The organism is Mesoterricola sp. MK458, from assembly GCF_055384935.1.
In genome coordinates, this window is the sequence record NZ_AP045075.1 from 2,645,091 (window position 1) to 2,668,228 (window position 23,138).

At 69.9% G+C, this 23,138-nt stretch carries 20 protein-coding genes; 14 read left to right on the forward strand and 6 right to left on the reverse strand.

Annotation, left to right across the window (positions count from 1 at the left end):
* Nucleotides 1-36 precede the first annotated feature (36 nt).
* Nucleotides 37-1,224 (forward strand): CsgG/HfaB family protein, encoded by a 1,188-nt coding sequence (locus ACZ5LB_RS11530; RefSeq protein WP_464602367.1) that lies wholly within the window; start codon nucleotides 37-39, stop codon nucleotides 1,222-1,224.
* Here the strand turns inward: ACZ5LB_RS11530 and tkt are convergent.
* The 3 genes from tkt to argS are packed head-to-tail and all read right to left on the reverse strand — an operon-like array spanning nucleotide 1,221 to nucleotide 6,702.
* Nucleotides 1,221-3,224 carry a transketolase gene (gene tkt / locus ACZ5LB_RS11535; protein WP_464602368.1) on the reverse strand — a complete coding sequence of 668 codons (2,004 nt, stop codon included), beginning with the start codon at nucleotides 3,222-3,224 and terminating at the stop codon, nucleotides 1,221-1,223. The two genes, ACZ5LB_RS11530 and tkt, sit on opposite strands and share 4 nt — an antisense overlap.
* 42 nt (nucleotides 3,225-3,266) lie before the next feature.
* Complete coding sequence (locus ACZ5LB_RS11540; RefSeq protein ID WP_464602369.1) at nucleotides 3,267-4,865, reverse strand: CTP synthase; 1,599 nt, start codon at nucleotides 4,863-4,865, stop codon at nucleotides 3,267-3,269.
* Between the two features lie 37 nt (nucleotides 4,866-4,902).
* A complete protein-coding gene (gene argS / locus ACZ5LB_RS11545) occupies nucleotides 4,903-6,702 on the reverse strand; it encodes an arginine--tRNA ligase (RefSeq protein WP_464602370.1) in 1,800 nt (599 codons plus the stop codon).
* A 220-nt stretch (nucleotides 6,703-6,922) separates the two neighbouring features.
* On the opposite strand from argS, the gene rpsT reads away from it, so the two are divergent.
* Entirely contained in the window at nucleotides 6,923-7,186 is a 264-nt protein-coding gene (gene rpsT, locus ACZ5LB_RS11550; RefSeq protein ID WP_464602371.1) for a 30S ribosomal protein S20, read from the forward strand.
* A 55-nt stretch (nucleotides 7,187-7,241) separates the two neighbouring features.
* Here rpsT and gluQRS read toward each other — a convergent pair whose 3' ends face one another.
* Nucleotides 7,242-8,147 (reverse strand): tRNA glutamyl-Q(34) synthetase GluQRS, encoded by a 906-nt coding sequence (gene gluQRS, locus ACZ5LB_RS11555; protein ID WP_464602372.1) that lies wholly within the window; start codon nucleotides 8,145-8,147, stop codon nucleotides 7,242-7,244.
* 152 nt (nucleotides 8,148-8,299) lie between these two features.
* Between gluQRS and ACZ5LB_RS11560 the strand changes: the two genes are divergently transcribed.
* From ACZ5LB_RS11560 to ACZ5LB_RS11570, 3 genes are read left to right on the forward strand one after another with little or no spacing between them, the layout of a single operon-like run.
* The gene (locus tag ACZ5LB_RS11560) at nucleotides 8,300-8,608 is read left to right on the forward strand and encodes a hypothetical protein (RefSeq protein ID WP_464602373.1); all 309 of its coding nucleotides are present in this window, start codon (nucleotides 8,300-8,302) and stop codon (nucleotides 8,606-8,608) included.
* Between the two features lie 14 nt (nucleotides 8,609-8,622).
* The gene (locus tag ACZ5LB_RS11565; RefSeq protein WP_464602374.1) at nucleotides 8,623-9,414 is read left to right on the forward strand and encodes a class I SAM-dependent methyltransferase; all 792 of its coding nucleotides are present in this window, start codon (nucleotides 8,623-8,625) and stop codon (nucleotides 9,412-9,414) included.
* Between the two features lie 14 nt (nucleotides 9,415-9,428).
* Entirely contained in the window at nucleotides 9,429-11,450 is a 2,022-nt protein-coding gene (locus tag ACZ5LB_RS11570; RefSeq protein WP_464602375.1) for a M13 family metallopeptidase, read from the forward strand.
* Here the strand turns inward: ACZ5LB_RS11570 and ACZ5LB_RS11575 are convergent, their stop codons facing one another.
* Together ACZ5LB_RS11575 and ACZ5LB_RS11580 are read right to left on the reverse strand one after the other, a co-directional pair.
* On the reverse strand, nucleotides 11,451-12,350 hold the full coding sequence (locus tag ACZ5LB_RS11575; protein WP_464602376.1) for a carbohydrate kinase family protein: 900 nt from the start codon (nucleotides 12,348-12,350) through the stop codon (nucleotides 11,451-11,453).
* A gap of 22 nt (nucleotides 12,351-12,372) precedes the next feature.
* On the reverse strand, nucleotides 12,373-14,133 hold the full coding sequence (locus ACZ5LB_RS11580) for an NAD(P)H-dependent flavin oxidoreductase (RefSeq protein ID WP_464602377.1): 1,761 nt from the start codon (nucleotides 14,131-14,133) through the stop codon (nucleotides 12,373-12,375).
* 138 nt (nucleotides 14,134-14,271) lie between these two features.
* Here ACZ5LB_RS11580 and motA point away from each other — a divergent pair, with 138 nt between their 5' ends.
* The 9 genes from motA (at nucleotide 14,272) to ACZ5LB_RS11625 (ending at nucleotide 23,137) form a co-directional block, all read left to right on the forward strand.
* Nucleotides 14,272-15,138, forward strand: coding sequence for a flagellar motor stator protein MotA (motA, locus tag ACZ5LB_RS11585; RefSeq protein ID WP_464602378.1), 867 nt, complete (start codon nucleotides 14,272-14,274; stop codon nucleotides 15,136-15,138).
* Between the two features lie 6 nt (nucleotides 15,139-15,144).
* Entirely contained in the window at nucleotides 15,145-16,023 is an 879-nt protein-coding gene (locus tag ACZ5LB_RS11590; RefSeq protein ID WP_464602379.1) for a flagellar motor protein MotB, read from the forward strand.
* 18 nt (nucleotides 16,024-16,041) lie between these two features.
* Entirely contained in the window at nucleotides 16,042-16,491 is a 450-nt protein-coding gene (locus tag ACZ5LB_RS11595) for a hypothetical protein (protein ID WP_464602380.1), read from the forward strand.
* Nucleotides 16,492-16,664: 173 nt separating this feature from the next.
* Nucleotides 16,665-19,838, forward strand: a complete 3,174-nt coding sequence (locus ACZ5LB_RS11600; protein WP_464602381.1) for a C10 family peptidase — start codon at nucleotides 16,665-16,667, stop codon at nucleotides 19,836-19,838.
* Nucleotides 19,839-19,852: 14 nt separating this feature from the next.
* Nucleotides 19,853-20,419, forward strand: coding sequence for a hypothetical protein (locus ACZ5LB_RS11605; protein ID WP_464602382.1), 567 nt, complete (start codon nucleotides 19,853-19,855; stop codon nucleotides 20,417-20,419).
* Nucleotides 20,420-20,453: 34 nt separating this feature from the next.
* Nucleotides 20,454-21,044, forward strand: a complete 591-nt coding sequence (locus ACZ5LB_RS11610; RefSeq protein WP_464602383.1) for a putative quinol monooxygenase — start codon at nucleotides 20,454-20,456, stop codon at nucleotides 21,042-21,044.
* A gap of 108 nt (nucleotides 21,045-21,152) precedes the next feature.
* A complete protein-coding gene (gene modB / locus ACZ5LB_RS11615; protein ID WP_464602384.1) occupies nucleotides 21,153-21,818 on the forward strand; it encodes a molybdate ABC transporter permease subunit in 666 nt (221 codons plus the stop codon).
* On the forward strand, nucleotides 21,809-22,891 hold the full coding sequence (locus tag ACZ5LB_RS11620; RefSeq protein ID WP_464602385.1) for a molybdenum ABC transporter ATP-binding protein: 1,083 nt from the start codon (nucleotides 21,809-21,811) through the stop codon (nucleotides 22,889-22,891). Before modB ends, ACZ5LB_RS11620 begins: the two co-directional genes overlap by 10 nt.
* A gap of 36 nt (nucleotides 22,892-22,927) precedes the next feature.
* Nucleotides 22,928-23,137 carry a TOBE domain-containing protein gene (locus ACZ5LB_RS11625; RefSeq protein ID WP_464602386.1) on the forward strand — a complete coding sequence of 70 codons (210 nt, stop codon included), beginning with the start codon at nucleotides 22,928-22,930 and terminating at the stop codon, nucleotides 23,135-23,137.
* The last annotated feature ends 1 nt before the right edge of the window (nucleotide 23,138 follow it).

Below are 23,138 nucleotides of genomic sequence, written 5' to 3' on the forward strand. Positions count from 1 at the left end.
AAACTGCCCTTGTCCAGCCCCGCAAAAGGAACCGCCATGCAGCTCCGCCCCGTCGCCATCGTCCTCGCCGCGGGCGCCTTCGCCCTCCCCGCCCATGCCCAGTTCTGGGACGCCCTCATCAACCCCGACGTCCAGGTGACCCTGACCCATCCCCCGGGCCTGGGCATCAAGGTCCAGCGCGTGGCCTTCGCTCCGGTGGCCAGCCCCGCGGCCGAGGACCTGCTCTCGGCCTGCATCGCCGACCTCACGTCCTCGGGGCAGCTGGAGGTCCTGGACCGGGGCAACATCGAGCGGGTCCTGGGCGAACAGAAATTCAGCAACTCGGGCCTCGTGGACGAGAAGACCGCGGTGGAGCTGGGGAAGCTCCTGGGATCCCCGGTGCTGCTGTTCGTGAAGGTGCAGCGGTCCGACGTCAAGCACATCCCCCTGCAGAAGACCGATCCGTCCTGGACGGACAAGAAGGGCGAGTACCACCCCGCCGTCACCACGTACACCTCCAAGACCCAGGTGGAGTTCAACGGGTCCATCCAGGCCGTGGACCTGGCCACGGGCCGCATCTACAGCCAGCAGCGCATCGCCGTCTCCCCCAGCCTGGAGGCGTCCTCCACCCAGGGCAGGCCCGAGTACCCCTCCGACACCGAGGTGCGGGAGATGGCCGTGAACCTGGCCCGGGACCAGGTGCACAAGATGCTCCTGTCCTGGACCGAGCGGCGCAAGCTGATCTTCTACGACGACAAGGACTACGGCATGAAGGACGCCTACAAGCGTCTGCAGCTGCAGGACGGCCGCGGCGCCCTCGCCAAGTCCCTGGAGGCCCTGGAAGCCGCCCGGTCGGACCCCAAGTGCAAGCCGAAATACCTGGGCCGCACCAACTACAACGTCGGCATGTGCCAGTTCATCCTCGGCGACTACGCCGCCGCCATCCCCTACCTGAAGGCCGCCCGCGAGACCGACCCCACCCACAAGATCTTCGCGAACGCTGAGACCGAGTGCCTCCGCGCCGTGGGCCTGATGGACGAGATGAGCAGGGTGGACGCCCGCAGCGCCAAGGTGGAGCTGGACGCGCCCAGGGCCGAGCCCGCGCGGGCCCCGGAGCCGGTGGCCGCCCGGAGCGGCGCCTCGGTGGAGGACCGCCTCGAACGGCTGGAGGCCCTCCGGAAGAAGGGCCTGATCTCCGCCGAGGACTACAAGGCCAAGAAGGCGGAGATCATGAAGGAGCTCTAAAGCACGGCCTTGGCGGTCTTCACGACGTTCTCCACCGTGAAGCCGAACTTCTCGAACAGCACCTCCGCGGGCGCCGAGGCCCCGAAGCGGTCCAGGCCCACCGAGGCGCCCTGGAAGCCCACCCACTTCTCCCAGCCGAAGGTGACGCCGGCCTCGATGGAGACGCGGGCGGTGATGGCCCTGGGGAGGACCTCCTCGCGGTAGGCGGCGGACTGCTTCTCGAACAGCTCCCAGCTGGGCATGGACACCACGCGGGTGGGCACGCCCTGGGCCTCCAGCTCCTTGCGGGCGGCCAGGGCCAGGTGCACCTCGCTGCCGGTGGCCATGAGGATCAGCCGGGGCGCGGCGCTGGCCTCCTCCAGGACGTAGGCGCCCTTGGCGGCGCCCCGGGCCTTGGCGGGATCCAGCACCGGGAGCTTCTGGCGGGTCAGGGCCAGGCCCACGGGGCCCGAGGTGTGGCGGATGGCCTCGCGCCAGGCCTCCACGGTCTCGTTGGCGTCCGCGGGGCGGATGAGGGTCATGTTCGGGATCATGCGCAGGGTCATGACCTGTTCCACGGGCTGGTGGGTGGGGCCGTCCTCGCCCACGCCGATGGAGTCGTGCGTCCACACGTAGTCCACCGGCAGGCCCATGAGGGCCGCAAGGCGAACGCTGGGGCGCATGTAGTCGGAGAAGATCAGGAAGGTCGCCCCGAAGACCCGCAGGCCGCCGTGGAGCGCCATGCCGTTCAGGATCGCGCCCATGCCGTGCTCGCGGATGCCCCAGTGGAAGTTCCGTCCGCTGGTGGTGGCGCCGAAATCGCCGCCGTCCTTGAGGTGGGTGTTGTTGGAGGGGGCCAGGTCGGCGGAGCCGCCGATGAGGTTGGGGAGCTTCTGCGCCAGGGCGTTGAGCACCTTTCCGCCGGCTTCCCGCGTGGCCTGGTCCTGCCCGGGCTGGAAGACCGGCAGGGCCTCCTGCCAGTCCGGGGCCAGCTCGCCCTTCATGAAGGCCTCGAACTCCGCGGCCAGCTCGGGGAAGGCCTTGCGGTACGAAGCGAACAGCTCGTTCCAGGCGGCCTCCTGCGCGGCGCCGCGGGTGCCGCACTCGCTCCAGTGGGCCTGGGCCTCGGCGGGCACGACGAAGTGGCCGTCGGGATCCCAACCCAGGATCTCCTTGGTGGCCCGGATCTCGGGCTCGCCCAGGGGGGCGCCGTGGGCGCCGTGGGTGTCCTTCTTGGTGGGGGCGGGGAAGCCGATGACGGTCTTGCAGTCGATGAGGGTCGGCTTGCCGCAGGGCGTCCGGGCCTCGTCGTAGGCCCGGGCCAGGGCCTCGATGTTCTCGCCGTCGGCCACCTGGAGCACGCGCCAGCCGTAGGCCTCGAAGCGGCGGCCCACGTCCTCGGTGAAGGCCAGGTCGGTGCGGCCCTCGATGGTGATGCTGTTGTTGTCGTAGAGCAGGATCAGCTTGTCCAGGGCCAGGTGCCCGGCGAGGCTGGCGGCCTCCTGGGCGATGCCCTCCATGACGTCCCCGTCCCCGGCGAATACGAAGGTGTGGTGATCCACCACCTTGAAGCCGGGCCGGTTGAAGCGGTCCGCGAGCCAGCGCTCCGCGATGGCCATGCCCACGGCGTTGCCGATGCCCTGGCCCAGGGGGCCCGTGGTCGTCTCGACGCCGGCGGTGTGGCCGAACTCGGGGTGTCCGGGGGTCTTGGAGCCCCACTGCCGGAAGGCCTTGAGCTCGTCCAGGGGCAGGCCGTAGCCCGCCAGGTGCAGGAGGGAGTACATGAGCATGGACACGTGGCCGCAGGAGAGCACGAAGCGGTCCCGGTCCGCCCAGAGGGGGTTGGCCGGGTGGTGCTTCAGGAACTTCGTCCAGAGCACGTAGGCCGCGGGGGCCTGGGCCATGGGGGTCCCGGGATGGCCGCTGTTGGCCTTCTGGACGCCGTCCATGGCCAGGCAGCGGATGGTGTCGATGCAGAGTTTGTCGATGTTCGTGGCCGCAAAGGTCAAGATGTACCTCATGGAATGATCAGATTGTCTCACGCCTGGAAAGGCGGGCTCGATTCAGGGGCGGTTGGAATGGCTCGCCTTCACGAAGGCCGTGAAGAGGGGGTGCGGCGCGAGGGGCTTGGACTTGAACTCCGGGTGGAACTGGCACCCCAGGAAGTAGGGATGGTCGTGGATCTCCACGATCTCCACGAAGGTTCCGTCGGGGCTCAGCCCGGTGAAGGCCAGCCCGTTGCGCTCGAGGGGCCCGCGGAACTCGGCCTGGTTGAACTCGTACCGGTGGCGGTGGCGTTCGCTGATCTGGGTCGAGCCGTAGGCCTTCGCGGCCTGGCTGCCCTCCACCAGCACGCAGGGGTAGGCCCCCAGGCGCATGGTGCCGCCCAGCTCCTCCACGTCCACCAGCTCGCGCAGCTTGAAGATGACACGGTGCCTGGGGTTGTCCTCGAACTCCGTGGAATCGGCCCCTTCCAGGCCCGCGACGTTCCGGGCGAACTCCACGGAGGCCATCTGCATGCCCAGGCAGATGCCGAAGAAGGGCACCTTGCGCTCGCGGGCGTACTGGATGGCCTTGATCATCCCGGTGGTTCCGCGCACGCCGAAGCCGCCGGGGACCAGGATCCCGTGGCAGTCCCCGAGGAACTCGTCCAGGTTGCCGTGCTCGAGCTCCTCGCCCTCGATCCACTTCAGGTCCACCTGCGTCTCCAGGCCGTAGCCGGCGTGGTGGAGGGCCTCGATCAGGGACTTGTAGCTCTCCTTGAACTCCACGTACTTGCCCACGATGCCGATGCGCACCGACCCCTTGGGATTCCGGATGCGCTGGAGCAGGTCGTGCCAGGGGGTGAGGTCGGGGCGGCGGTCCGGGAGGCCCAGGAGGGTGGCCACCTTGGCGTCCAGGCCCTCCAGGTGCAGGTTGAGGGGCACCTCGTAGATGGTGCTGGCGTCCTTGCAGCTGAACACCGCATCGGGGGCCACCGAGCAGAACATGGCGATCTTGTCCTTGAGGGAGCGCGGGATCTCCACGTCCGCGCGGCACACCAGCACCTCGGGCTGGATGCCCAGGGCCCTGAGCTCCTTGACGCTGTGCTGGGTGGGCTTGGACTTCAGCTCGCCGGCGGCCTTGATGTAGGGCACGTAGGTGAGGTGCATGTTGATGGCGTTGCCGTGGCCCGCCTCCAGCTTGAACTGCCGGATGGCCTCCAGGAACGGCTGGCTCTCGATGTCGCCCACCGTGCCCCCGATCTCCACCAGCACGACGTCCACCTCCTTGGCCACCTTGCGCATGGTGGCCTTGATCTCGTCGGTGATGTGGGGGATCACCTGGACGGTCTTGCCAAGGTAGTCGCCGCGCCGCTCCTTCTGGATGACGGTGTTGTAGATGCGCCCGGTGGTGATCGTGTGGTTCCGGGTGGCGGGCACCGAGGTGAAGCGCTCGTAGTGGCCCAGGTCCAGGTCCGTCTCGGCGCCGTCGTCGGTGACGAACACCTCCCCGTGCTGGAAGGGGCTCATGGTGCCGGGGTCCACGTTGAGGTAGGGATCCATCTTCATGAGGGTCACCTTGAGGCCCCTGGCCTCCAGGAGCGCCCCCAGGGACGCCGCGGCGATCCCCTTGCCGAGGCTCGAAAGCACCCCGCCGGTCACGAACACCCATTTCGTCATCGTCGCACCCCCCCCGGTGGCAAAATTCCAGTCGTCACTACATCTCCTCGGGGGCCTGGATGCCCATGAGGAAGAGCCCCTGCCGCAGCGCCCGGGCCGTGGCCACGCAAAGCGCGAGCCGCGCGTCCCGGACTTCCGCCGTGTTTTCAGCCCAGAGGATCGGGCAGTTGGTGTAGAAGCCCGAGAAGGCCTTGGCCACCGAAAGCAGCTGGCGCGCCAGGGCCGTGGCCATGTTCTCCCGCGCCATGGTGCGCAGGGCGTCGGGCAGCCCCGCCAGTTCGAAGAGCAGCGCCTGGGCCGGGGCGTCCGCGAGGCCCGCGAGGTCCCCGGGCACCGGCGCGTCCCCGTAGGGCACCACCGCCGAGTCCGGCGTCAGGGGCCCGGTGGGCCGGGCCAGGTCCGCCCAGCCCCCCCCGGCCTTGCGCAGCACGGAGCAGATGCGGGCGTGGGCGTACTGGACGTAGGGACCCGTGTCCCCGTCCAGGGCGATCACCCGGTCCCAGGTGAAGGTGATGGCCTTGACCCGGTCGTTGAGGGCGTTGAAGAAGACCACGGCGCCCAGGCCCAGCATCTCGGCCACCTCGGCCTTGGCGGGCAGGTCGGGGTTCTTCTCGTCGATGATGGCCGTGACGCGCGCGACGGCCTCGTCCAGCACGTCCTCCAGGAAGATGACGTTGCCCTTGCGGGTGGACATCTTGCCCTCGGGCAGGTTGATCATGCCGAAGGGCGTGTGGAGCATGCGGCCCCGGTACCAGGGGTCCAGCTTGGTCATGACCGCGAAGATCTGCTGGAAGTGAAGGATCTGGTCCGCGCCCACCACGTAGATGCAGCGGTCGAAGTTGAAGGTGGCCTTGCGGTACATGGCCGCCGCGATGTCCCGGGTGGCGTAGATGCTCGCGCCGTCCGCCTTCTGGACCAGGCAGGGGGTGGAGATCCCCACATCCTCCAGGTCCACGATGCGCGCGCCGTTCTGCCCCTCCACCAGCAGGCCCGCGTCCTCCAGGCGCCGCATGGCCGGCACCAGCTGGTCCTGGTAGAAAGCCTCGCCCATCTCCAGGTGGTCGAAGGCCACCCCCAGGCGCAGGTAGATGCGGTTGAAGGTCCGCAGGCTGATCTCGCGGAACCAGGACCACAGGCGCCGGGCCTCGGGGTCCCCCTCCTCCAGGCGCCGGAACCAGTCCCGGGCCTCCTCCCGGAGCGCCGGATCCTCCTCCTCGGCCCCGTGGAAGCGCACGTAGAGCTGGAAGAGCCGGTACAGCGGGCTCCGCATCTTCTCCGGGATCTCCTCGGCCCAGGGGAAGTCCAGCTCCAGGTCCGGATTCTCCGCCTCGGCCCAGTGCTTGTAGGCGGCCAGCAGGGTCCCGAACTGGGTGCCCCAGTCGCCCAGGTGGTTGAGCCGGACCACGTCGCAGCCCAGGTACTTGTTCACCTGGGCCTGGGCGTGGCCGATCATGGTCGAACGCAAGTGCCCGATGGTAAACAGCTTGGCAATATTGGGGGAGCTGTACTCCACGATCACCGTCTCCCCGGTGGGCTCCGCGGACCCGTAGGGCCGGCCGCCCAGGAGGGCCTCCAGCAGGATCCGGGCCCGGGTGGCGGGCTCCAGCCGGAGGTTGAGGTAGGGGCCCGCGGCCAGCACCTCGGCGCCCTCCAGGCTGATGGAGGCCGCCAGCTCCTTGGCGACCTGGGCGGGATTCTTTCCCAGGGCCTTGGCCGCCTTGAAGCACGGATAGGCGAGGTCGCCCATCTCCCCGGAGCGCGGCCGCTCCAGGATGATCTCCTGCCCGGGCAACGCCGCCGCCAGGGCCCCACTGAACGCCTTCTTCACCTGCTCCATGCCCGCTCCATGACAATCCACCAACCGGAAGCCAGGGGCCTCCAACCAGGATGAAGGAACCCGGGGCTGGCGGGAAGCCCCAACTTTGCCCTTTGTGCAGGTCTTTCCCCTTGAATTGAGGGCTGGTGGAGGTATGATGATTCTTCGCCTCCATGGGCGACATCAAGTTCGTTCGTACGCCCTGCGGGTCGAATTATCAGGTATCCAGGAGTCAGGATTCATGGCCAATCACAAGTCCGCCGCCAAGAAAGCCGCCCACGACGTGGAAGCTCGTCTGCGCAACCGCGCCAACCGTTCCACCATGAAGTCCGCCATCAAGCGGTTCCTCACGGCGGTCGCGACCGGCAACAAGGCCGAAGCCACCACGCTCCTGCCCAAGACCCTGGGCGTGGTCGACAAGGCCTGCCGCAAGGGCGTGCTGCACAAGAACGCCGCCAACCGCTACAAGAGCCGCCTGACCCTCAAGGTCAACGCGCTGGCCTAGGCCTTCGGGCCCGGTTCCGCAACAGCCCGGCTTCGGCCGGGCTTTTGCGCGTACCCTAGACCCATTCGGCCGGCACGGCCACCGGCCCCGCGGGCACCTTGGCCCAGCTGAACCCCGGCAGCAGGTCCTCCAGCCGCGCCGGCTCCGGCCGCTCCAGGCATCCCAGGCTCCACCCCAGCCACCCCAGCACCCCCGAGGCGTCCACCCCCCGGTGGGCCAGCAGCGCCAGGCCCAGGGCCCCGTCGCGCTTGCCCAGCCGGGACCCGTCGGGGGCGGTCACCAGGCCCAGGTGTCCGTACGCGGGGCGCGGGAGCCCCAGGGCCTCCTGGAGCCGGATGTGGGTGGCGGTGACCCCGCGCAGGTCCTGCCCGCGGACGATCTCGGTCACGCCCTGGCCGCCGTCGTCCACCACCACCGCCAGGTGGTACGCGTAGCACCCGTCACGCCGATGAAGGAGGGGATCCCCGGTGAGGGAGGCGGGGTCGTCCCGCTGCGGCCCCAGCAGGAGGTCGTCCCAGGCCACGGCCCCCGCCGGCGCCCGGAAGCGCAGGGCGTCGGGTCTCAGGAACGGCAGGGGCCGGTGGCGGCAGGTGCCCGGGTAGGGCCGGAGGCCCTCGTCCAGGTGGGGCGCCGAGGCCATGGCGGCCAGGTCCTTCCGGGTGCAGACGCAGGGATAGAGCAGCCCCGCCCCGAAGAGCCGCCTCAGGGCGTCCTGGTAGGCGCCCCCGCGCCGGGACTGCCAGAGGACGGGCCCGTCACTCTCCAGGCCGAGGGCCGCCAGGTCCCGCAGCTGCGCCTCCCCCAGGGTGGACCGGCACCGCGCGGTGTCCACGTCCTCCATGCGGATGAGCCAACGCCCGCCCCCGGCCCGGGCGGACAGCCACGAGGCCAGGGCCGTGCGGAGGTTGCCGAGGTGGAGTTCCCCGGTGGGGGACGGAGCGAAGCGGCCGGTGCATGCCATAGTTCCAGGATACCTGTGAGGCCATGAAAGGATTGGGAAAAAACCATATCGATTTTATGAATTTTCCCACTTGGCAGCCCCCCGGATTCCCGGTTCAATGAAGGCACTCCCGCATCCGGGAGGCTTTCAAACCCTTTTAGAGAGGACTATCCATGGCCTACGGCCCCAGTACTCCCCTGCCCGTTCTGACCCCCGAGGAGCTCGCCACCGTGCGCGGCTCCGGCGGTGCCCTCGACTTCTCCTTCACCACCCCCCCCTTCCGGGGCCAGGTGGGGCTGACCCACACCGGTCCCCGCGGTTCGGTGGGGGGAACCCTCTCCACCGACGGCCGCACCTGGGTCGGCGGCTTCCAGACCACGCTGACCCCCTCGCCGAAGGTTAACCTGGGCGGTTTCGCCAGGACGGACGGCCGTGAATGGGAAGCGGGCGTCACCGGCCGGATACGCTTTCTGACGGCCTGAGCCATAATCCAGGGATGCGTTCCCGGTCCCCCATCCTCAGGGCGGTCCTTGCCCTGGCGGCAGCCTATGTGCTGCTCCTGGCGGTGGCCCGCGCGGGCCTGCTGCCGGCCGCCCTCCAGGGGCGGCCGGCGGTCCTGCTCATGGGCATCCTGGCCGCGGGTTCCGGCCTGGGGTTGGGCCTGGGGGCCCGGTGGGTGCCGGGGCTCCTGTTCTTCCCCTACCTCCTGGACCTGCTGCTCCGCCACATGCCGCCCACCTGGGTGTGGCCGGCGGCCCTGGCCGCGCTTCTCCTGGTCTATGGCGGAGGGATCCTCACCCGGGTCCCCCTGTACAACTCCAACCGGGCGGCTTGGGAGGCGCTCCTCTCCCTGTGCCCTCCGGGGCTCACGCGCCTGGCCGACCTCGGCGCGGGCCTGGGCGGGCCCCTGGCCTTCCTGGCCCGGAGGCGCCCCGACGGCTTCTTCCTGGGGGTGGAGGCCTCGCCCCTCACCTTCGCCGTGGCCTGGCTCCGCACCCTGCCCGTGCGCGGCAACTGCCGGGTGCACTGGGGCAGCCTCTGGAACCAGGACCTCTCGGGCTTCGAGGTGGTCTACGCCTTCCTCAGCCCGGCCCCCATGCCCGGACTGTGGGAGAAGGCCCGGGGCGAAATGCGGCCGGGAACCCTGTTCGTGAGCAACACCTTCGAGGTGCCCGGCCGGGCGCCCACCTTCCGGATCCCCCTTCCGGGCCGCAAGGATGCCTGCCTGCTGGCGTACCGCATGGAAGGGCCCCCATCCGGCCCGGAACCCGGTAGGATCGACCCATAGACATGGAGCTGCCCATGACCTTCCCCCGACATCTGGCCGCGCTTTGCGCGTTCACCGCCTGCGCCGTGGCGGCGCCGCCCCCCGCCCCCAAGGCCGACTATCTGGCCGGGGTCATGGACACCACCGTGAACCCGGGCGCGGACTTCTTCACCTACGCCGTGGGCGGCTGGCTCAAGCGCAACCCCATCCCCCCCTCGGAATCCGCCTGGGGCATCGGCAAGGTCCTGCGGGAGCAGACCTACGCCAACCTCCGCCGGATCAACCAGGAGGCCGCGGCCCATCCCGCCGACGCCGATGGACGGAAGGTCGGGGATTTCTGGGCGGCGGCCATGGATGAGGCCCGCATCGAGCGCCAGGGCCTCCAGCCGCTCCAGGCCGAGCTGGCCAAGGTGGACGCCATCCGCACCGCCCGGGACGCCGCGAACCTGGCCTTCGCCTGGAGCCCGCTGCGCACCGGCGCCCTCTTCGCCGTTTCCGTGGACCAGGACGAGAAGAACAGCGAGGAGATGACCCTCCATCTCTACCAGGACGGCCTCGGGCTGCCCGAGCGGGACTTCTACTTCAACCCCGAGAAGGGCGTCGCGAAGATCCGGGAGGCCTACCTCACCCACCTGGACCGCACCCTCCACCTCCTGGGCCGCGAGAAGTCCGGAGACGCCGCCATCCGCGTCATGGCCTTCGAGACCGCGCTGGCCAAGACCTCCCGCAAGCTCGAGGACCTCCGGGACCCCGAGAAGAACTACAACAAGATGACCCCGGCCGAGCTCACCGCCTCGCGCACGCCCTCCATCATCTGGGCCGACCGCTTCAAGGATTGGAACCTCAGCCCGGCCACCGTCGTCGTCGGCCAGCCCGAGTTCTTCGGGGCGCTGGAGACCCTGCTGGCCGCCACCCCCGTGGAGGTCCTCCAGGACTACCTGCGCCTGCGCCTCGTGGACACGTATTCCGACTACCTGGGCAAGGCCTTCCAGGAGGAGCACTTCAAGTTCTACGGTCAGGCCCTTTCCGGCCAGCGCCAGCCCCGGGACCGCTGGAAGCGCGTCCTGGACGCCCAGGAGCGGGCCATGGGCATGCTCCTGGGCAAGCTGTTCGTGAAGGCCTACTTCACGCCGGCGGCCAAGCAGCGCTACGAGACCATGGTCGAGCGGATCCGCGAGGCCTACAAGGAACGCATCGACCGCCTGGACTGGATGAGCCCGGCCACCAAGGCCAAGGCCCAGGCCAAGCTGGCCGGCATCACCCCCAAGGTGGGCTATCCCGACAAATGGAAGGACTTCTCGTCCCTGACGGTCGCCCGGGACGCCTACTGCACCAACATGATGAACGCCTCCCGCTGGCGCTACGCGGACATGCTGTCCAAGTACGGCAAGCCCGTGGACCGCACCGAATGGCACATGACCCCCCAGACCTACAACGCCTACTACAATCCCTCCAACAACGAGATCGTGCTCCCCGCCGCCCAGATGATGGTCCCCGGCGCGGCCGACGCGGACCTGGATGACGCCCTGGTGTACGGCTACACCGGTGGCTCCACCATCGGCCACGAGATCACCCACGGCTTCGATGACCAGGGCCGCCAGTTCGACGCCAAGGGCAACCTCTCCGACTGGTGGACGAAGGAGGACGGGGAGAAGTTCAACGCCCGGGCCGCGGGCATGATCCGCCAGTTCGACGCCTACGAGCCCCTGCCGGGCCTGCACATCAACGGCAAGGCCAGCCTGGGCGAGAACATCGCCGACTTCGGCGGGATCCTCCTGGGCATCGACGCATTCAAGAAGACCGAGCAGTTCCGCAAGGGCGAGAAGATCGGCGGCCTGACCCCCATGCAGCGCTACTTCCTGGGCTACGCCCTGGGCTGGATGACCCAGCAGCACGAAGAGGTGTTGCGGACCCGGCTGCTCAGCGACGTGCACTCCCCCGCCAAGTGGCGGGTGATCGGCCCCCTCTCCAACATTCCGGAGTTCCACAAGGCCTTCGGGGTGAAGGAAGGCCAGGCCATGTGGCGCTCCCCGGCCGACTGCATCCGCATCTGGTGATCAAAGCGCCCGGAAGGCCCGCTCCAGCCCGTCCCGCGTGATGAGCGCACTGGAGCAGGCCTTCTGGCCGCAGGTGTGGCGGGCCACGATCTGGCCCCGGACGATGGATTCCTCCAGGGACCGCCCCTCCAGCACGCGGCTCACCAGGAACCCCACCGCCAGGCCGTCCCCGGCGCCGTTGGTGTCGACCACCGGAATGCCTGAGGCCACCGGCGGGAAATACCTCACCTTCCCGGCCGCGCCCAGGGCGCAGCCCCGCGCCCCCATGCCGGCCACGACGATCTGCCGCGGGTTCCGGGCCAGGAGCCTGCGCATGAGGGGTCCGGGGCTCCGGTGGTTGGCCGCGGACAGGAAGAGGATGTCGGACCCGTCGATGAAGTCCTGGCGGTTGGGGTCGTCCAGGTCCACCACGTCCTGCAGGTCGCAGGCCACCGTAAGCCCCTCGGCCCGGGCGACGGGAAGCAGCTCCCGGGCCCAATTGGGAAGGTGCACGTGGGCCAGACGGGCCCCCCGGAGGATCGAGCGGCACAGCGCCAGGTCCGGGCGCAGGCGCATGTGCCCCTTGCCGTCGTAGAAGTTCTTGCGCCGGCCGTCCAGGCCCATGAGGTTCACGCTGCGGCTGGTGCCCTCGGGGTCCAGGAAGAGCCCCCGCAGGTCGATGCCGTCCCCGGCCAGCTCCTCGCGGATGAAGCGCCCGCTGAAGTCGTCGCCCACGCACCCGATGAAGGCCGTGGCCAGCCCCAGCCGGGCGTAGCCGCGGGAGGTGTAGCCCCCCGCCTGCCCCACGTAGTCCAGGTCCAGGGTGAAGTTGGCCTCGACCTTGAAGTCGATGTCCCGGCCCGGGAGGTACACGTTCGTATCGATGCCGACGTTGCCCACGACGACCACTTCAGCTGCCATGGCCCGCCTCCGAGCCTACAGTCTATGCCTGGAGGCGCGTGAGCCCGTAGTCCTGGGTGATCTCGCCGATGAGGTCCCGGACGTGGACCAGCTCATTGAGCTTCCAGCCGTTGCTCCCGGTGAAGAAGAGCCCGGATTCCGTGTCGCCGCCCCAGGCGTCCCCGAGGCTGTCGGCGATGCAGTACCCCACCCGCTCGGCGCCCTTGCCGTGTTCGCAGGGGGACACGCAGTTGCTGATGCACCGGATGCGGGGGGCCACCCCCTCGGCGATGCGGCGGTGGAGGGCGGTCTTGACGCCCCGGGCCGGCATGCCCACGGGGGAACCGTGGAGCGCGATGGTGTCCTTGTCGGCCTTGAGGATCACGCCCTTGAAGTTGAGATGGGCGTCGCACTCGAAGGTGCCGATGAACCGCGTGGCCATCTGGACCCCGCCGGCGCCCAGCGCCATGAGGCGGTCGATGTCCTCCCGGTCCCACACGCCGCCGGCGGCGATGACGGGGAAGTCGCCCCACTGGTCCCGCTCCTCCACGACCGAGGCCAGGAGGGAATCGAGGCTGTAGGCCGGATCGGCGCACTGTTCCAGCGAGAAGCCCTGGTGGCCGCCGGATTCCGGGCCTTCCAGCACGACGGCGTCGGGGAGCCGGTTGAACTTGCGCTGCCAGGTCTTGCAGATGAGCTTCAGGGCCCGGGCCGACGACACGATGGGCACCAGGGCCACGTCCGCGTCGCCCACGTACTCGGGAAGGGCCAGGGGAAGGCCCGCCCCGGAGATGATGAGCTGGGCCCCGGCCTCCACCGAGTCCCGGACCACGCGTTCATATTCGTTGATGGCGCAAAGGATGTTCACACCCACGGCCCCGTGGCCGCCGGCGATGTCCAGGGCGCTGCGCAGGATCCGCTTGAGGGCGGGGGTGCTGTTGAGGTTCTCCGCCTTCAGGGGCCGGCCCTGCACCTGGGCCCCGGTCTCGGGGTACCGGTAGCCGGTGCCGATGGCCGAGACGATGCCCACGCAGCCGCAGCGGGCCACGTTGCCCGCCAGGCGGTCCCAGCTCACGCCGATGCCCATGCCCCCCTGGATGACCGGATAGGGGATGTCCAGGTTCCGGATGCGCAGGCGCGGCAGTTCGGGGGCGGGGTGGTCCACCAGCTTCTCCAGGGCGGGCTCGCCCAGGACCTCGGCCAGGCGCTTGCGGAAGGAGGCCAGGAAATCGGCCGCCCCTTCCCGCAGGAGGGCGGGGGTCCGCAACTGCAGGCCGGCGGCGCCCTCGGTGAGCAGGGCCCGGGCTTCCCCCTCGGCGCCCGCGGGGGCGAAGCAGGGGAGGTTCGTGGAACGGATCATCCGGCGGAGGCGTTCGGAAAGGCCTTCCCCTTCGGCCGCGAGAAGGGCGGCGGCCCCCTCCGCCTCGGCCCGCACGGCCTCGTCCTCGTCCCGCACTTCCACCACCCGCGGCAGCCCCCAGGCCCGCAGGGCCTCCAGGCGCTCGGGGAGGAGCTCGGATCCGTGCATGACGAAGGCGGCCAGGTTCTGGGCGGCGGTTTCCATGCGGGTGGAGACGTCCCCCAGGACGCCCCGGAAGTCCAGGCCCAGTTCCCCGCCCTGGCGCAATTCGTTCAAGCGCTTGATCAGGGCCTCGGTATCCGGGAAGGCCGGCATGCGGATCACCCCCACGCCTCCCGCGCCCGCGAAGGCGGCCGCGAGGGCATCGGTGGAGAAGGGATGCCAACCCTGGAAGAACACGGGGGAATCCTCCCCGAAGGACTGGAAAGGTCTGCGTCTGGTCATGTTGGGTTGCTCCGTCGGACCCAGGGGCATCCACAGGGCCCGATATTATGTATTTCATCTTGGCAGAGCGGGGACCTTTCTAAGCTAGATTTAAGGTCGCGGCTCGGGTTTCCGAAACACGAAGTGGGAGCTTTGTACATGTTTTTCATAATTGGTCTGGTGGTGGTGATCGGGGCCGTCCTGGCCGGCTATCTCATGGAAGGAGGAAAGATTCATGTCCTCCTCGAGCCGCTGCCCGCCGAAGGCACCATCCTCTTCGGGGCGGCGGTGGGCGCCTTCCTGGCCGGCAACACCATGAACACCATCAAATCCGTCGTGGGTAACCTCAGTAAACCCATCAAAGGCAGCAAATACACCAAGGCCGTATACATGGAATCCCTGATGCTCCAGTACGAGGTCTACGTGAACATCAAGAAGGGCGGCCTGCTCGCCCTGGAGCAGGACGTGAACGACCCCCACAGTTCCAACATCTTCAAGAAATACCCCGCCGTGATGCACGACCACCACGCCATGGATTTCTTCTGCGATTCCATGAAGCTCCTTATTAATGGTTCAGCCAAGATCGACGAGATCGACCAGGTCATGGACATGGATCTTGACGTGCATCACGCCGAGTCCGCCGCCCCGGGCGCCGCCGTGGGCGTCATGGCCGACGGGTTCCCGGCCTTCGGCATCTGCGCCTGCGTCATGGGCGTGGTGATCACCATGGGCTTCCTGGACCAGCCCCCCAACGTCATCGGCGGCAAGGTCGGCTCGGCCCTGGTGGGCACCTTCCTGGGCATCTTCCTGGCCTACGGCGTCTTCCAGCCCCTTGCCAAGAACATCGACCAGGTGCTTGCCTCCGAGGGCGCCTTCTTCAACGCCCTGCGCGCGGGCCTGGTGGCCTTCGGCAACGGCGCGGCTCCCGTGACCGCCGTGGAGTTCGCCCGCCGCAACATCCCCACCCCCGAGCGCCCCGGCTCCCAGGAACTGGAAGAAGTGGTCCGCCAGATCAAGCCCCGGTAACCCCAGATGGCCGAGCAGCAGCCCGAAGTCAAAATCAAGTTCGTCAAGAAGAAGGGCGGTCACGCCGCCGCCCACGGCGGCGCCTGGAAGGTGGCCTACGCCGACCTGGTCACCGCCCTCATGGCCTTCTTCCTCCTCATGTGGCTCCTGGCCAGCGCCTCCTCCAACACCAAGGCCGGCATCGCCGGCAGCTTCCAGGATCCCAACTTCTTCAACACCGAGAAGGGCAAGGCCATCATGGAGGCGTACAAGCTGGAGAAGTCCGGCATCCTTCCCGGCGGCCGCGGCATGAAGGAAGGCACCGGGGACGGGGGCAGCGGCCCCGAGACCGTGGTCCTCGAGGACGACGACGGGGAGAAGGAACGCAAGACCATGGAGGAGACGGCCCAGACCATCGACAAGGCCTTCCGGGAGGACAAGCTCCTCCAGGCCTTCTCCAACCAGATCACCTTCGAGTTCACCGCCGAGGGCCTGCGCATCCAGGTGCAGGACCGCGCCTCCCAGGTGCTCTTCGATTCCGGCTCGGCCACCCTCAAGCCCTACACCCTGGCCATCCTCAAGGAAATCGCCCAGGAGCTGGGCAAGCTCCCGAACCACATCCTCATCGGAGGCCACACCGACGCCGTGCAGTACCCCAACCAGGCCTACACCAACTGGGAGCTGAGCGCCGACCGCGCCAACTCCGCCCGGCGCGTCCTGGAATCCTCGGGCCTGCGCCCGGGCCAGGTGCAGCGCGTCACCGGCTACGCGGCCACCCAGCCCCTGGAGGACAAGGACCCCAAGGATCCCCAGAACCGCCGCATCTCCATCGTGGTGCTCTCCAGCGCCACGGAAAAGGCCGACACGGAGCGACAGAAGGCCGTTCCGCCCCGGAAGAAGAAGTAGCTCCCGGATCCCCCCCCCGTGCGCCTCCTCCCCATTCTCCTGGCCACCCTCCCGGTCCTGGCCGCCCCGGCCCGGCGCGCGCTGGACGTCACCTTGCGGGTGGACGCGCCCCGGGCCGTCGCCGCCGGCCTGGCCCTGCCCCTCCGGGTGGAACTGGCCTTCGTCGTGGAGAACCCCGGGCTCCGGGTGGTCACCTTCAACGGCCAGGAGGCCTGGGAGGACCCGGCCCGGCCCCTGCTCCGCACCTGGAGGAGCGGTCTCGTCCTGGACCCCATGGAGCGGCCCCGCACCCTCAAGGCCATCCGCTACCTCGTCAAGGATCGCGCAGGGAGGACCGTGGCCGCCTTCAACGGCCGGGACGCCCGCATCCGTCCCGAATCCCTTTCGGGCATCGTCCTCCACCTCCGGGTCGGCACCCTGGGTGAACCGGGAGCCGCGGTGGAGGAAAAAGTGGAGCTGGAGTTCTGAAACCCACCTCAGCACTTAACTTAAATTAACTTCGAGCGGCGCGCGGGAGGCGCGACCATGGTTCCCGCCGGGTGGGCGGAATCGTCTTCGTCCGCATCCACCCGCGAACGAAGACGGGAGCCCCCGGGTTTCCGGATTCCCCCTGACGCCACGCGAAGTGCCCTGGAGGACCCATGCGACTGCTGCCCCCCCGTTCCCGGTTCACGGCCCTGGGACTTCTCCTCGCGGCGGGCACCGCGGCGCTGGCGGCCCCGGTCACCGCGACCCAGGCCGGCATCGCCGCCGGAGCCTGGCTGCAGCGCACCCGCAGGCCCCTGGAGACCCCGCTGCAGCAGAGTTTCACCGCCATCGAAAGCCGGACGGACACCGACGGCCGGGTCCTCTACCACCAGGTGAAGCTGGACGGCGGAGGATTCCTCGTCCTGGCCCCGGACGACACGCTGGAGCCGGTCATCGCCTTCGCCGCCCAGGGCAGCCTGGACCCCGACCCCGAGAACCACCTCTACCTCCTTCTGTCGAAGGATCTCCGCAGGCGGCTGGACGTCATGGTCAAGGCCCGCGACGCCAAGGGACCCGGCGCCGTGGAGGCGGCCGCCCACAAGGCCCAGGCCCGGTGGAAGGCCCTCCTGGGCACCGACGACGCCCTCATGTCGTCCGTGGGCAGCGTCTCCGACCTGCGGGTGGCGCCCCTGGTGACCAGCACCTGGAACCAATCCACCGCCGGCGGCAAGAACACCTTCAACTATTTCACGCCGTCGGCCTACGTCTGCGGATGCGTGGCCACCTCCATGGCCCAGCTCATGCGCTTCCACCAGTGGCCCACCGCCGGCATCGGCGTCACCCCCTTCAAGGTCACCGTGGATACCGTCTCCCAGACCTTGTCCACCCGGGGCGGAGACGGCAAGGGCGGCCCCTACGGCTGGGCCTCCATGCCCCTGAAGCCCACCAGCGCCACCCCGGACGCCGAACGGCAGATGATCGGCTCCCTGACCTACGACGCAGGACTGTCGGTGAACATGGCCTACGCCAGCGACGGGTCCGGCGCCAACGCCCTGCTCATCGACAACGCCCTGCGTGACACCTTCAAGTACGCCAACGCCATCAGCGGCTACCGCTGGAACGGCGCCGACCTCCTGGAGATGACCGGCAACGGCCTGGCCCAGATGGTCCAGCCCAACCTGGACGCGGGCTACCCCGTGCTCCTCGGCATCGAGGGCAAGGGCGGCCACAGCATCGTCTGCGACGGGTACGGGTTCGAGGCTGGCGTCCCCTACCACCACCTGAACCTAGGCTGGGGCGGGAGCCAGGACGCCTGGTACAACCTTCCGGACATCGGCACCACCTACGCCTTCAACCTGATCGACCTCGTGACCTACAACGTGTTCCCCGCGGGCACCGGCGAGATCCTCAGCGGGCGGATCACGGACGGTTCCGGCAAACCCGTGGCCGGCGTGACGGTCACCGACGGCGCCCTCACGAGCCTCACCGGCTCCACGGGGATCTACGCCCTGAAGGGGATCGCCCCGGGCGCCACGACCGTTACCGCCTCCAAGGCGGGCCTGGCCTTCCCCCAGGCGGTGCTGGTCCATGAGGGGGTTTCCAGGGACGGCGCCATCACCGGAAACGTCTGGGGGGTGGACCTCGTCCAGGACGCCGGCGCCACGCCGGTCATCTCGCCCCAGCCCGCTTCCAGGTCCGCCAAGATCGGCGGGTCCGCCACCTTCGTGGCCGGAGCCACGGGCATGGGGCCGCTGAGCTTCCAGTGGACCCGCAACGGCACGGCCGTCGGCACCGACAGCCCCACCTACACCCTCGCCCCCGCCTCCCTCGCCGATGACCAGTCCAGCATCAAGGTGCGCGTGACCGGCTCCCGGGGCACCGCCGAAAGCGCCCCCGCGACGCTGACCGTCCTGCGCCTGTTCAACGGCGACTTCGAGGCGGGCAACAGCGGCTGGACGCTCTTCAACGACGGCGTCGTGCTCGGCCCCACCGATTACGCGGAAGTGGCTCCCCACGGCGGTTCCAAATGGCTCTGCATCGGGGACTGGGCCACGCCCTGCACGGACTTCGCCATGCAGGACATCCCGCTCCCGTCCACCGGATCCATGGAGCTGGGCTTCTGGGTGGGCATCGCCAACAAGCCGAAAACCCCGGCCGCGGCCGGAACCAACGTCTTCAAGGTGATGGTCCTCGACACCGCGGGCAACACCCTGGCCACCCTGAAGACCCTGGACAACGGTTCGGCCGCCGTGGACGGCACGGGCAAGGTCGTGTGGGTTCCCTGCGGGCCCTTCAGCCTTGACGCGTGGAAGGGTCAGACCGTGCGGCTGCGCATCGAATCCACGCAGCCCGGCATCACCGACACCGGCACGATCTTCGCGGTCGACGACGTCACCCTCACCCTGGGCGCCGGCGCCAAGGCGTCCCTGGCCCAGGGCCCCCGCACCCTCGCCACGGGCGGCCAGGCCACCTTTTCCGCCTCGGTCACGGGCTTTTCCGCCGACAACCGGGTGGACTGGACCGTGACCCCGGCCTTCGGCACCTTCAGCGTCGCCCGGACCCCCGGGGACGGCACCGCCACCCTCTTCACCGCGGGCGCCGCCCCGGGCACCTGCACCGTCACCGCCACCCCCGTGGAGACCGACGGCACCGCGGCCAGCACGACCCTGACCCTGGTGGCCCCCGGGGACGTCGCCGTGGGCCTGGCGCCCCTGACCCCCACCGCGAGCCTTGGCCAGGGCGTGACCTTCACCTCCACCGTCACCCCCCTCACGGACGCGTCGGTGACCTGGACCGCCACCGGCGGCGCCTTCAGCGCCCACGACGGCACCTCCGCGACCTGGTCCTCGGCCGCGGCGGGCACCTACACGGTCACCGCCACCAGCAGCGGCGCACCCTCCCGGTCCGCCTCCGCCACCGTGCGGGTGGTGGACCTGGCCTCGGTCGCCCTGGCCGTGGCGCCGCCCGCGGCCACCCTGCGCCCGGGCGGCACCGCCACCTTCACCGCCACCGGCGACCTGGGCCTGGGCGTGGACTGGACCCTCACGGCCCCCGCCTCCCACGCCGACGCGGGCCTGGCCTCCACGGTCACCGTGCCCGCCACCGTACCCCTGGCCACCACCACCTACACCCTCACCGCCACCCATAAGCTCGACCCAACCGCCAAGGCCACCGCCCTGGTCACGGTCAAGGGCCTGGACCTGGACGGCGACGGCGCCCTGGGCCTGTGCGACCTGCTGGTCTTCGCCGGCCAGTGGGGCAAGGACGCCGCCAGTTCCGCCAACTTCAAGGGCAGCGGCACCGTGGACGGCACCGACCTGGACACCCTTCTCACCCAGTTGCAGTGAACGCCGAGGCACCCATGAACACGCGCATCCTCCTTCCGGTCCTTCTCGGCACCCTCCTCGCCTGCGGGGGGGGCGGCGGCTCCAAGGCCCCCGCCACCGCCACCTCCCTGGCCTACGCCGATCCCGTCGCCACCTCCTACCTCCTGAAGAAGAACGCCTCCCTCAGCACCCCGGGCCACCTGGTGCTCGAGCTGTGGGGCCCCGCCGGCGCCACCGGCTGCGGGGTCACGGCGGCCTTCACCCTGGGCGGCACCGCGGCCTCCTGGCACAACGTGAACGCCGCGGACGCCGCCGGCACCTATGTGGCCAACGGCACCGCCTTCGACCTGGGCCCGGGCGCGCCCATCCTCAAGGCCAAGGTCACCGGCCCCGTCCTCGCCGCCACCGTCGCCGAGAAGGGCACGTCGGCCCCCAAGGCCCTGGACAAGGCCCTCCTGCGCCTGGCCCTGGACCTCCACCCCGGCCTCGCCCCCGGCGCAGCGGCCACCCTCACGCCCGACGCCGCCCGTTGCAAAGTCCTGCTCGCCGACGGCACCCTGGCGCCCATTACCATCGCCGTCTCGGGGATCACCGCCCAGTAGCCTCGAAAGGGTATCGTTGAACCTGGAGAATCCCATGCCCCAGGTCGTAATCGCCGCCACATTCACCGCGCATCCCGGCCGCCAGGCCGACCTGGAGGCCGAAGCCGCGCGGATGGTGGATCCCACCCGCGCCGAGCCGGGCTGCCTGCGCTACGACCTCTTCCGCCATCCCGCCGGGATCGCCTTCCTGGAAACCTGGGAAAGCCCCGCGGGCCTGGAGGCGCACCGCGCAAGCCCCCACATCCAGGCCTGGCGCGCGGCCTCGGCCGGACTCGTCGCCAACCGCGACGTGCGTACCCTGGAACCCCTGGGGGATCCCGGCCCCGATGGCGCCGGCCCCGTGGTTGTCCTCGCCCTGGTCACCGCCCTCCCCGGCCGCGAGGCCGCGCTGGCCCAGGAACTCGCGTCCATGGTGGTCCCCACGCGCCTGGAGGTGGGCTGCCTGCGCTACGACCTGCACCGGGACCCCGCCGATCCCGCCACCCTGGCCTTCCTGGAAACCTGGGCAAGCCAAGGCGACCTGGAGTCCCACCTGGGCACGCCCGCGTTCGCCGCCTCCCGCGGGCGCCAGAAGGCCCTGGTGGCCACCGCGGAGATCCGCCTGCTGGAGCCCATCCGCGCCTGAGGCCCGGGGGTTCTCCTTCTGGTCGATGTATGCGATAACAGACATCGATCCCTGGAGTCTCCTTGTCCGGCCGCCCCGCGATGCCCAACCCCACCGGAACCCCCTGACATGGACTGGGAAGCCATCCGCCTGAGCTTTCGACTTGCGGCCTGCTCCGTGGGGCTGCTGCTGCCCATCGGCATCCTGCTGGCGTGGCCCCTGGCCCTGGGGCGCTTCCGGGGCAAGGTGATCCTGGAGGCCCTCACCTCCCTGCCCCTCATCCTCCCCCCCACGGTGCTGGGCTTCTACATCATCGTCGCCCTGGGACCCCGCAGCCCCATCGGCGCGGCCTGGGAGCACCTCACCGGCGCGCGGCTGGTCTTCAGTTTCCAGGGGCTGCTCCTGGCCCAGGCCGTCACCAACATGCCGTTCTTCCTGCAGCCCCTGGTGGCCTCCCTCGGGGGCGTGGACCGGCGGCTCCTGGAGGTGGCCTCGACCCTGGGCTCCCGCCCCCTGGGCGTCTACCTCCGGGTGGCCCTGCCCCTGGCCTGGCGCGGGCTGCTCTCGGCCCTGATCCTCAGCTTCGCCCACGCCATCGGGGAATTCGGGGTCGTGCTGATGGTGGGCGGCAACCTGCCCGGGACGACGCGCACCGCCTCCATCGCCCTCTTCGACCAGGTGCAGGCCTTCGACATGGCCGGCGCCAACCGCACCGCGCTCTTCCTCCTGGCCTTCGCCCTGGCGGTGCTCTCGGGCACCGCCTGGCTCCGCTCCCGGGAGCGCCCATGGGCCTGACGGCGTCCTTCACCCGGGCCTTCCCCCAGGGCCCCGCCATCCATGGCGACCTGGAACTGGAGCTGGGCCGGTTCAGCCTCACCGTGCTCTTCGGCCCTTCGGGCTGCGGCAAGACCACCCTCCTGCGCTGCCTGGCCGGGCTCGAGACCCCCGACGACGGCTCCATCCGCGCCGGGGGCGAGACCTGGTTCGGCCCGGGCCCCTTCGTCGCCCCTGCGCGACGGGGCATCGGGTACGTCTTCCAGGACTCGGTGCTCTTTCCCCACCTCACCGTGGCGGGCAACATCGCCTATGGGCTCCTGGGCCGCCCCCGGGAGGAATGCCGGCGGCGCGTGGAGGAACTGGTGGAGCTCATGGGCCTCCAGGGCCTCGAGGGCCGGCGCTCCCGCGAACTCTCCGGGGGGCAGAAGCAGCGCGTTGCCCTGGCGCGCGCCCTGGCGCCCCGGCCCCGCCTGGTCCTGCTGGACGAACCCTTCGCCTCCCTGGACCGCCCCGCCGCGGAGCTCCTCCGCCACAACCTCCGGCAGATCCTGCGCGCCCTTGACGTTCCCGCCGTCCTGGTGACCCATGACCCGGTGGAGGCCCTGGCCCTGGGCGACCGCATACTCCTCATGGACGGGGGCCGCATCGTGCGGGACGGCGCCCCCGCCGCCGTCCTCGCGAGCGCCGGCGGCGTCCCGGGCGACCAGGTCGGAGCCGTGGTGCGGGCCCGGGTGACCGGCACCCAGGAGGGCCTCCTGCGCCTGGCGGCGGGGTCCGTGGAACTGTTCGCCCCGGACCCGGGCGGCGCCACCCGGGAGGCCTACGCCTGCATCCGGGGCGAGGGCGTGTCCCTGGAACGCGGCCCCCACGGCCTGATGACCCAGCGCAACCGCCTCGCCGCCACCGTCACCGGCCTGGGGACCCTGGGCGCCCTCACACGGGTGGACCTGGACGCGGGCTTCCCCCTGCACGCCCTCATCACCACCTGGGCCGCCCATGACCTGGACCTGGCCCCGGGCCAGAAGGTGCATGCCCTCATCAAGGCCAGCGCCATCCAGGTGGTGCCCATCGAGGACCCTCCCGGTGCATAATCGGACCCTCGGGGCGGCCGCCCCGCGGAGGTGGTCATGAAACTCAGCGCCCGCAACGTCCTGACCGGCCGCATCACCAAGGTGAACCACGGCGCCGTGGAATCGGAGATCGTCATCGAGCTCAGCCCCGGGGTGGAGATCGTCTCCACCATCACCAAGGCCTCGGCCGAGGGCATGGGGCTCAAGGCCGGCGACACGGCCCACGCCATCATCAAGGCCTCGAACGTCATCGTCGGCGTCGACTGAC

What these genes read in the sequence shown, in the direction of transcription:
- ACZ5LB_RS11625 (WP_464602386.1), top strand. Translation starts at nt 22,928, where the DNA reads ATGAAACTCAGCGCCCGCAACGTCCTGACCGGCCGCATCACCAAGGTG.
- tkt (WP_464602368.1), bottom strand. Translation starts at nt 3,224, where the DNA reads ATGAGGTACATCTTGACCTTTGCGGCCACGAACATCGACAAACTCTGC.
- argS (WP_464602370.1), bottom strand. Translation starts at nt 6,702, where the DNA reads ATGGAGCAGGTGAAGAAGGCGTTCAGTGGGGCCCTGGCGGCGGCGTTG.
- ACZ5LB_RS11610 (WP_464602383.1), top strand. Translation starts at nt 20,454, where the DNA reads ATGCCCCAGGTCGTAATCGCCGCCACATTCACCGCGCATCCCGGCCGC.
- ACZ5LB_RS11565 (WP_464602374.1), top strand. Translation starts at nt 8,623, where the DNA reads ATGCGTTCCCGGTCCCCCATCCTCAGGGCGGTCCTTGCCCTGGCGGCA.
- ACZ5LB_RS11560 (WP_464602373.1), top strand. Translation starts at nt 8,300, where the DNA reads ATGGCCTACGGCCCCAGTACTCCCCTGCCCGTTCTGACCCCCGAGGAG.
- modB (WP_464602384.1), top strand. Translation starts at nt 21,153, where the DNA reads ATGGACTGGGAAGCCATCCGCCTGAGCTTTCGACTTGCGGCCTGCTCC.
- ACZ5LB_RS11540 (WP_464602369.1), bottom strand. Translation starts at nt 4,865, where the DNA reads ATGACGAAATGGGTGTTCGTGACCGGCGGGGTGCTTTCGAGCCTCGGC.
- ACZ5LB_RS11605 (WP_464602382.1), top strand. Translation starts at nt 19,853, where the DNA reads ATGAACACGCGCATCCTCCTTCCGGTCCTTCTCGGCACCCTCCTCGCC.
- ACZ5LB_RS11575 (WP_464602376.1), bottom strand. Translation starts at nt 12,350, where the DNA reads ATGGCAGCTGAAGTGGTCGTCGTGGGCAACGTCGGCATCGATACGAAC.
- gluQRS (WP_464602372.1), bottom strand. Translation starts at nt 8,147, where the DNA reads ATGGCATGCACCGGCCGCTTCGCTCCGTCCCCCACCGGGGAACTCCAC.
- ACZ5LB_RS11570 (WP_464602375.1), top strand. Translation starts at nt 9,429, where the DNA reads ATGACCTTCCCCCGACATCTGGCCGCGCTTTGCGCGTTCACCGCCTGC.
- motA (WP_464602378.1), top strand. Translation starts at nt 14,272, where the DNA reads ATGTTTTTCATAATTGGTCTGGTGGTGGTGATCGGGGCCGTCCTGGCC.
- ACZ5LB_RS11600 (WP_464602381.1), top strand. Translation starts at nt 16,665, where the DNA reads ATGCGACTGCTGCCCCCCCGTTCCCGGTTCACGGCCCTGGGACTTCTC.
- ACZ5LB_RS11580 (WP_464602377.1), bottom strand. Translation starts at nt 14,133, where the DNA reads ATGACCAGACGCAGACCTTTCCAGTCCTTCGGGGAGGATTCCCCCGTG.
- rpsT (WP_464602371.1), top strand. Translation starts at nt 6,923, where the DNA reads ATGGCCAATCACAAGTCCGCCGCCAAGAAAGCCGCCCACGACGTGGAA.
- ACZ5LB_RS11620 (WP_464602385.1), top strand. Translation starts at nt 21,809, where the DNA reads ATGGGCCTGACGGCGTCCTTCACCCGGGCCTTCCCCCAGGGCCCCGCC.
- ACZ5LB_RS11530 (WP_464602367.1), top strand. Translation starts at nt 37, where the DNA reads ATGCAGCTCCGCCCCGTCGCCATCGTCCTCGCCGCGGGCGCCTTCGCC.
- ACZ5LB_RS11590 (WP_464602379.1), top strand. Translation starts at nt 15,145, where the DNA reads ATGGCCGAGCAGCAGCCCGAAGTCAAAATCAAGTTCGTCAAGAAGAAG.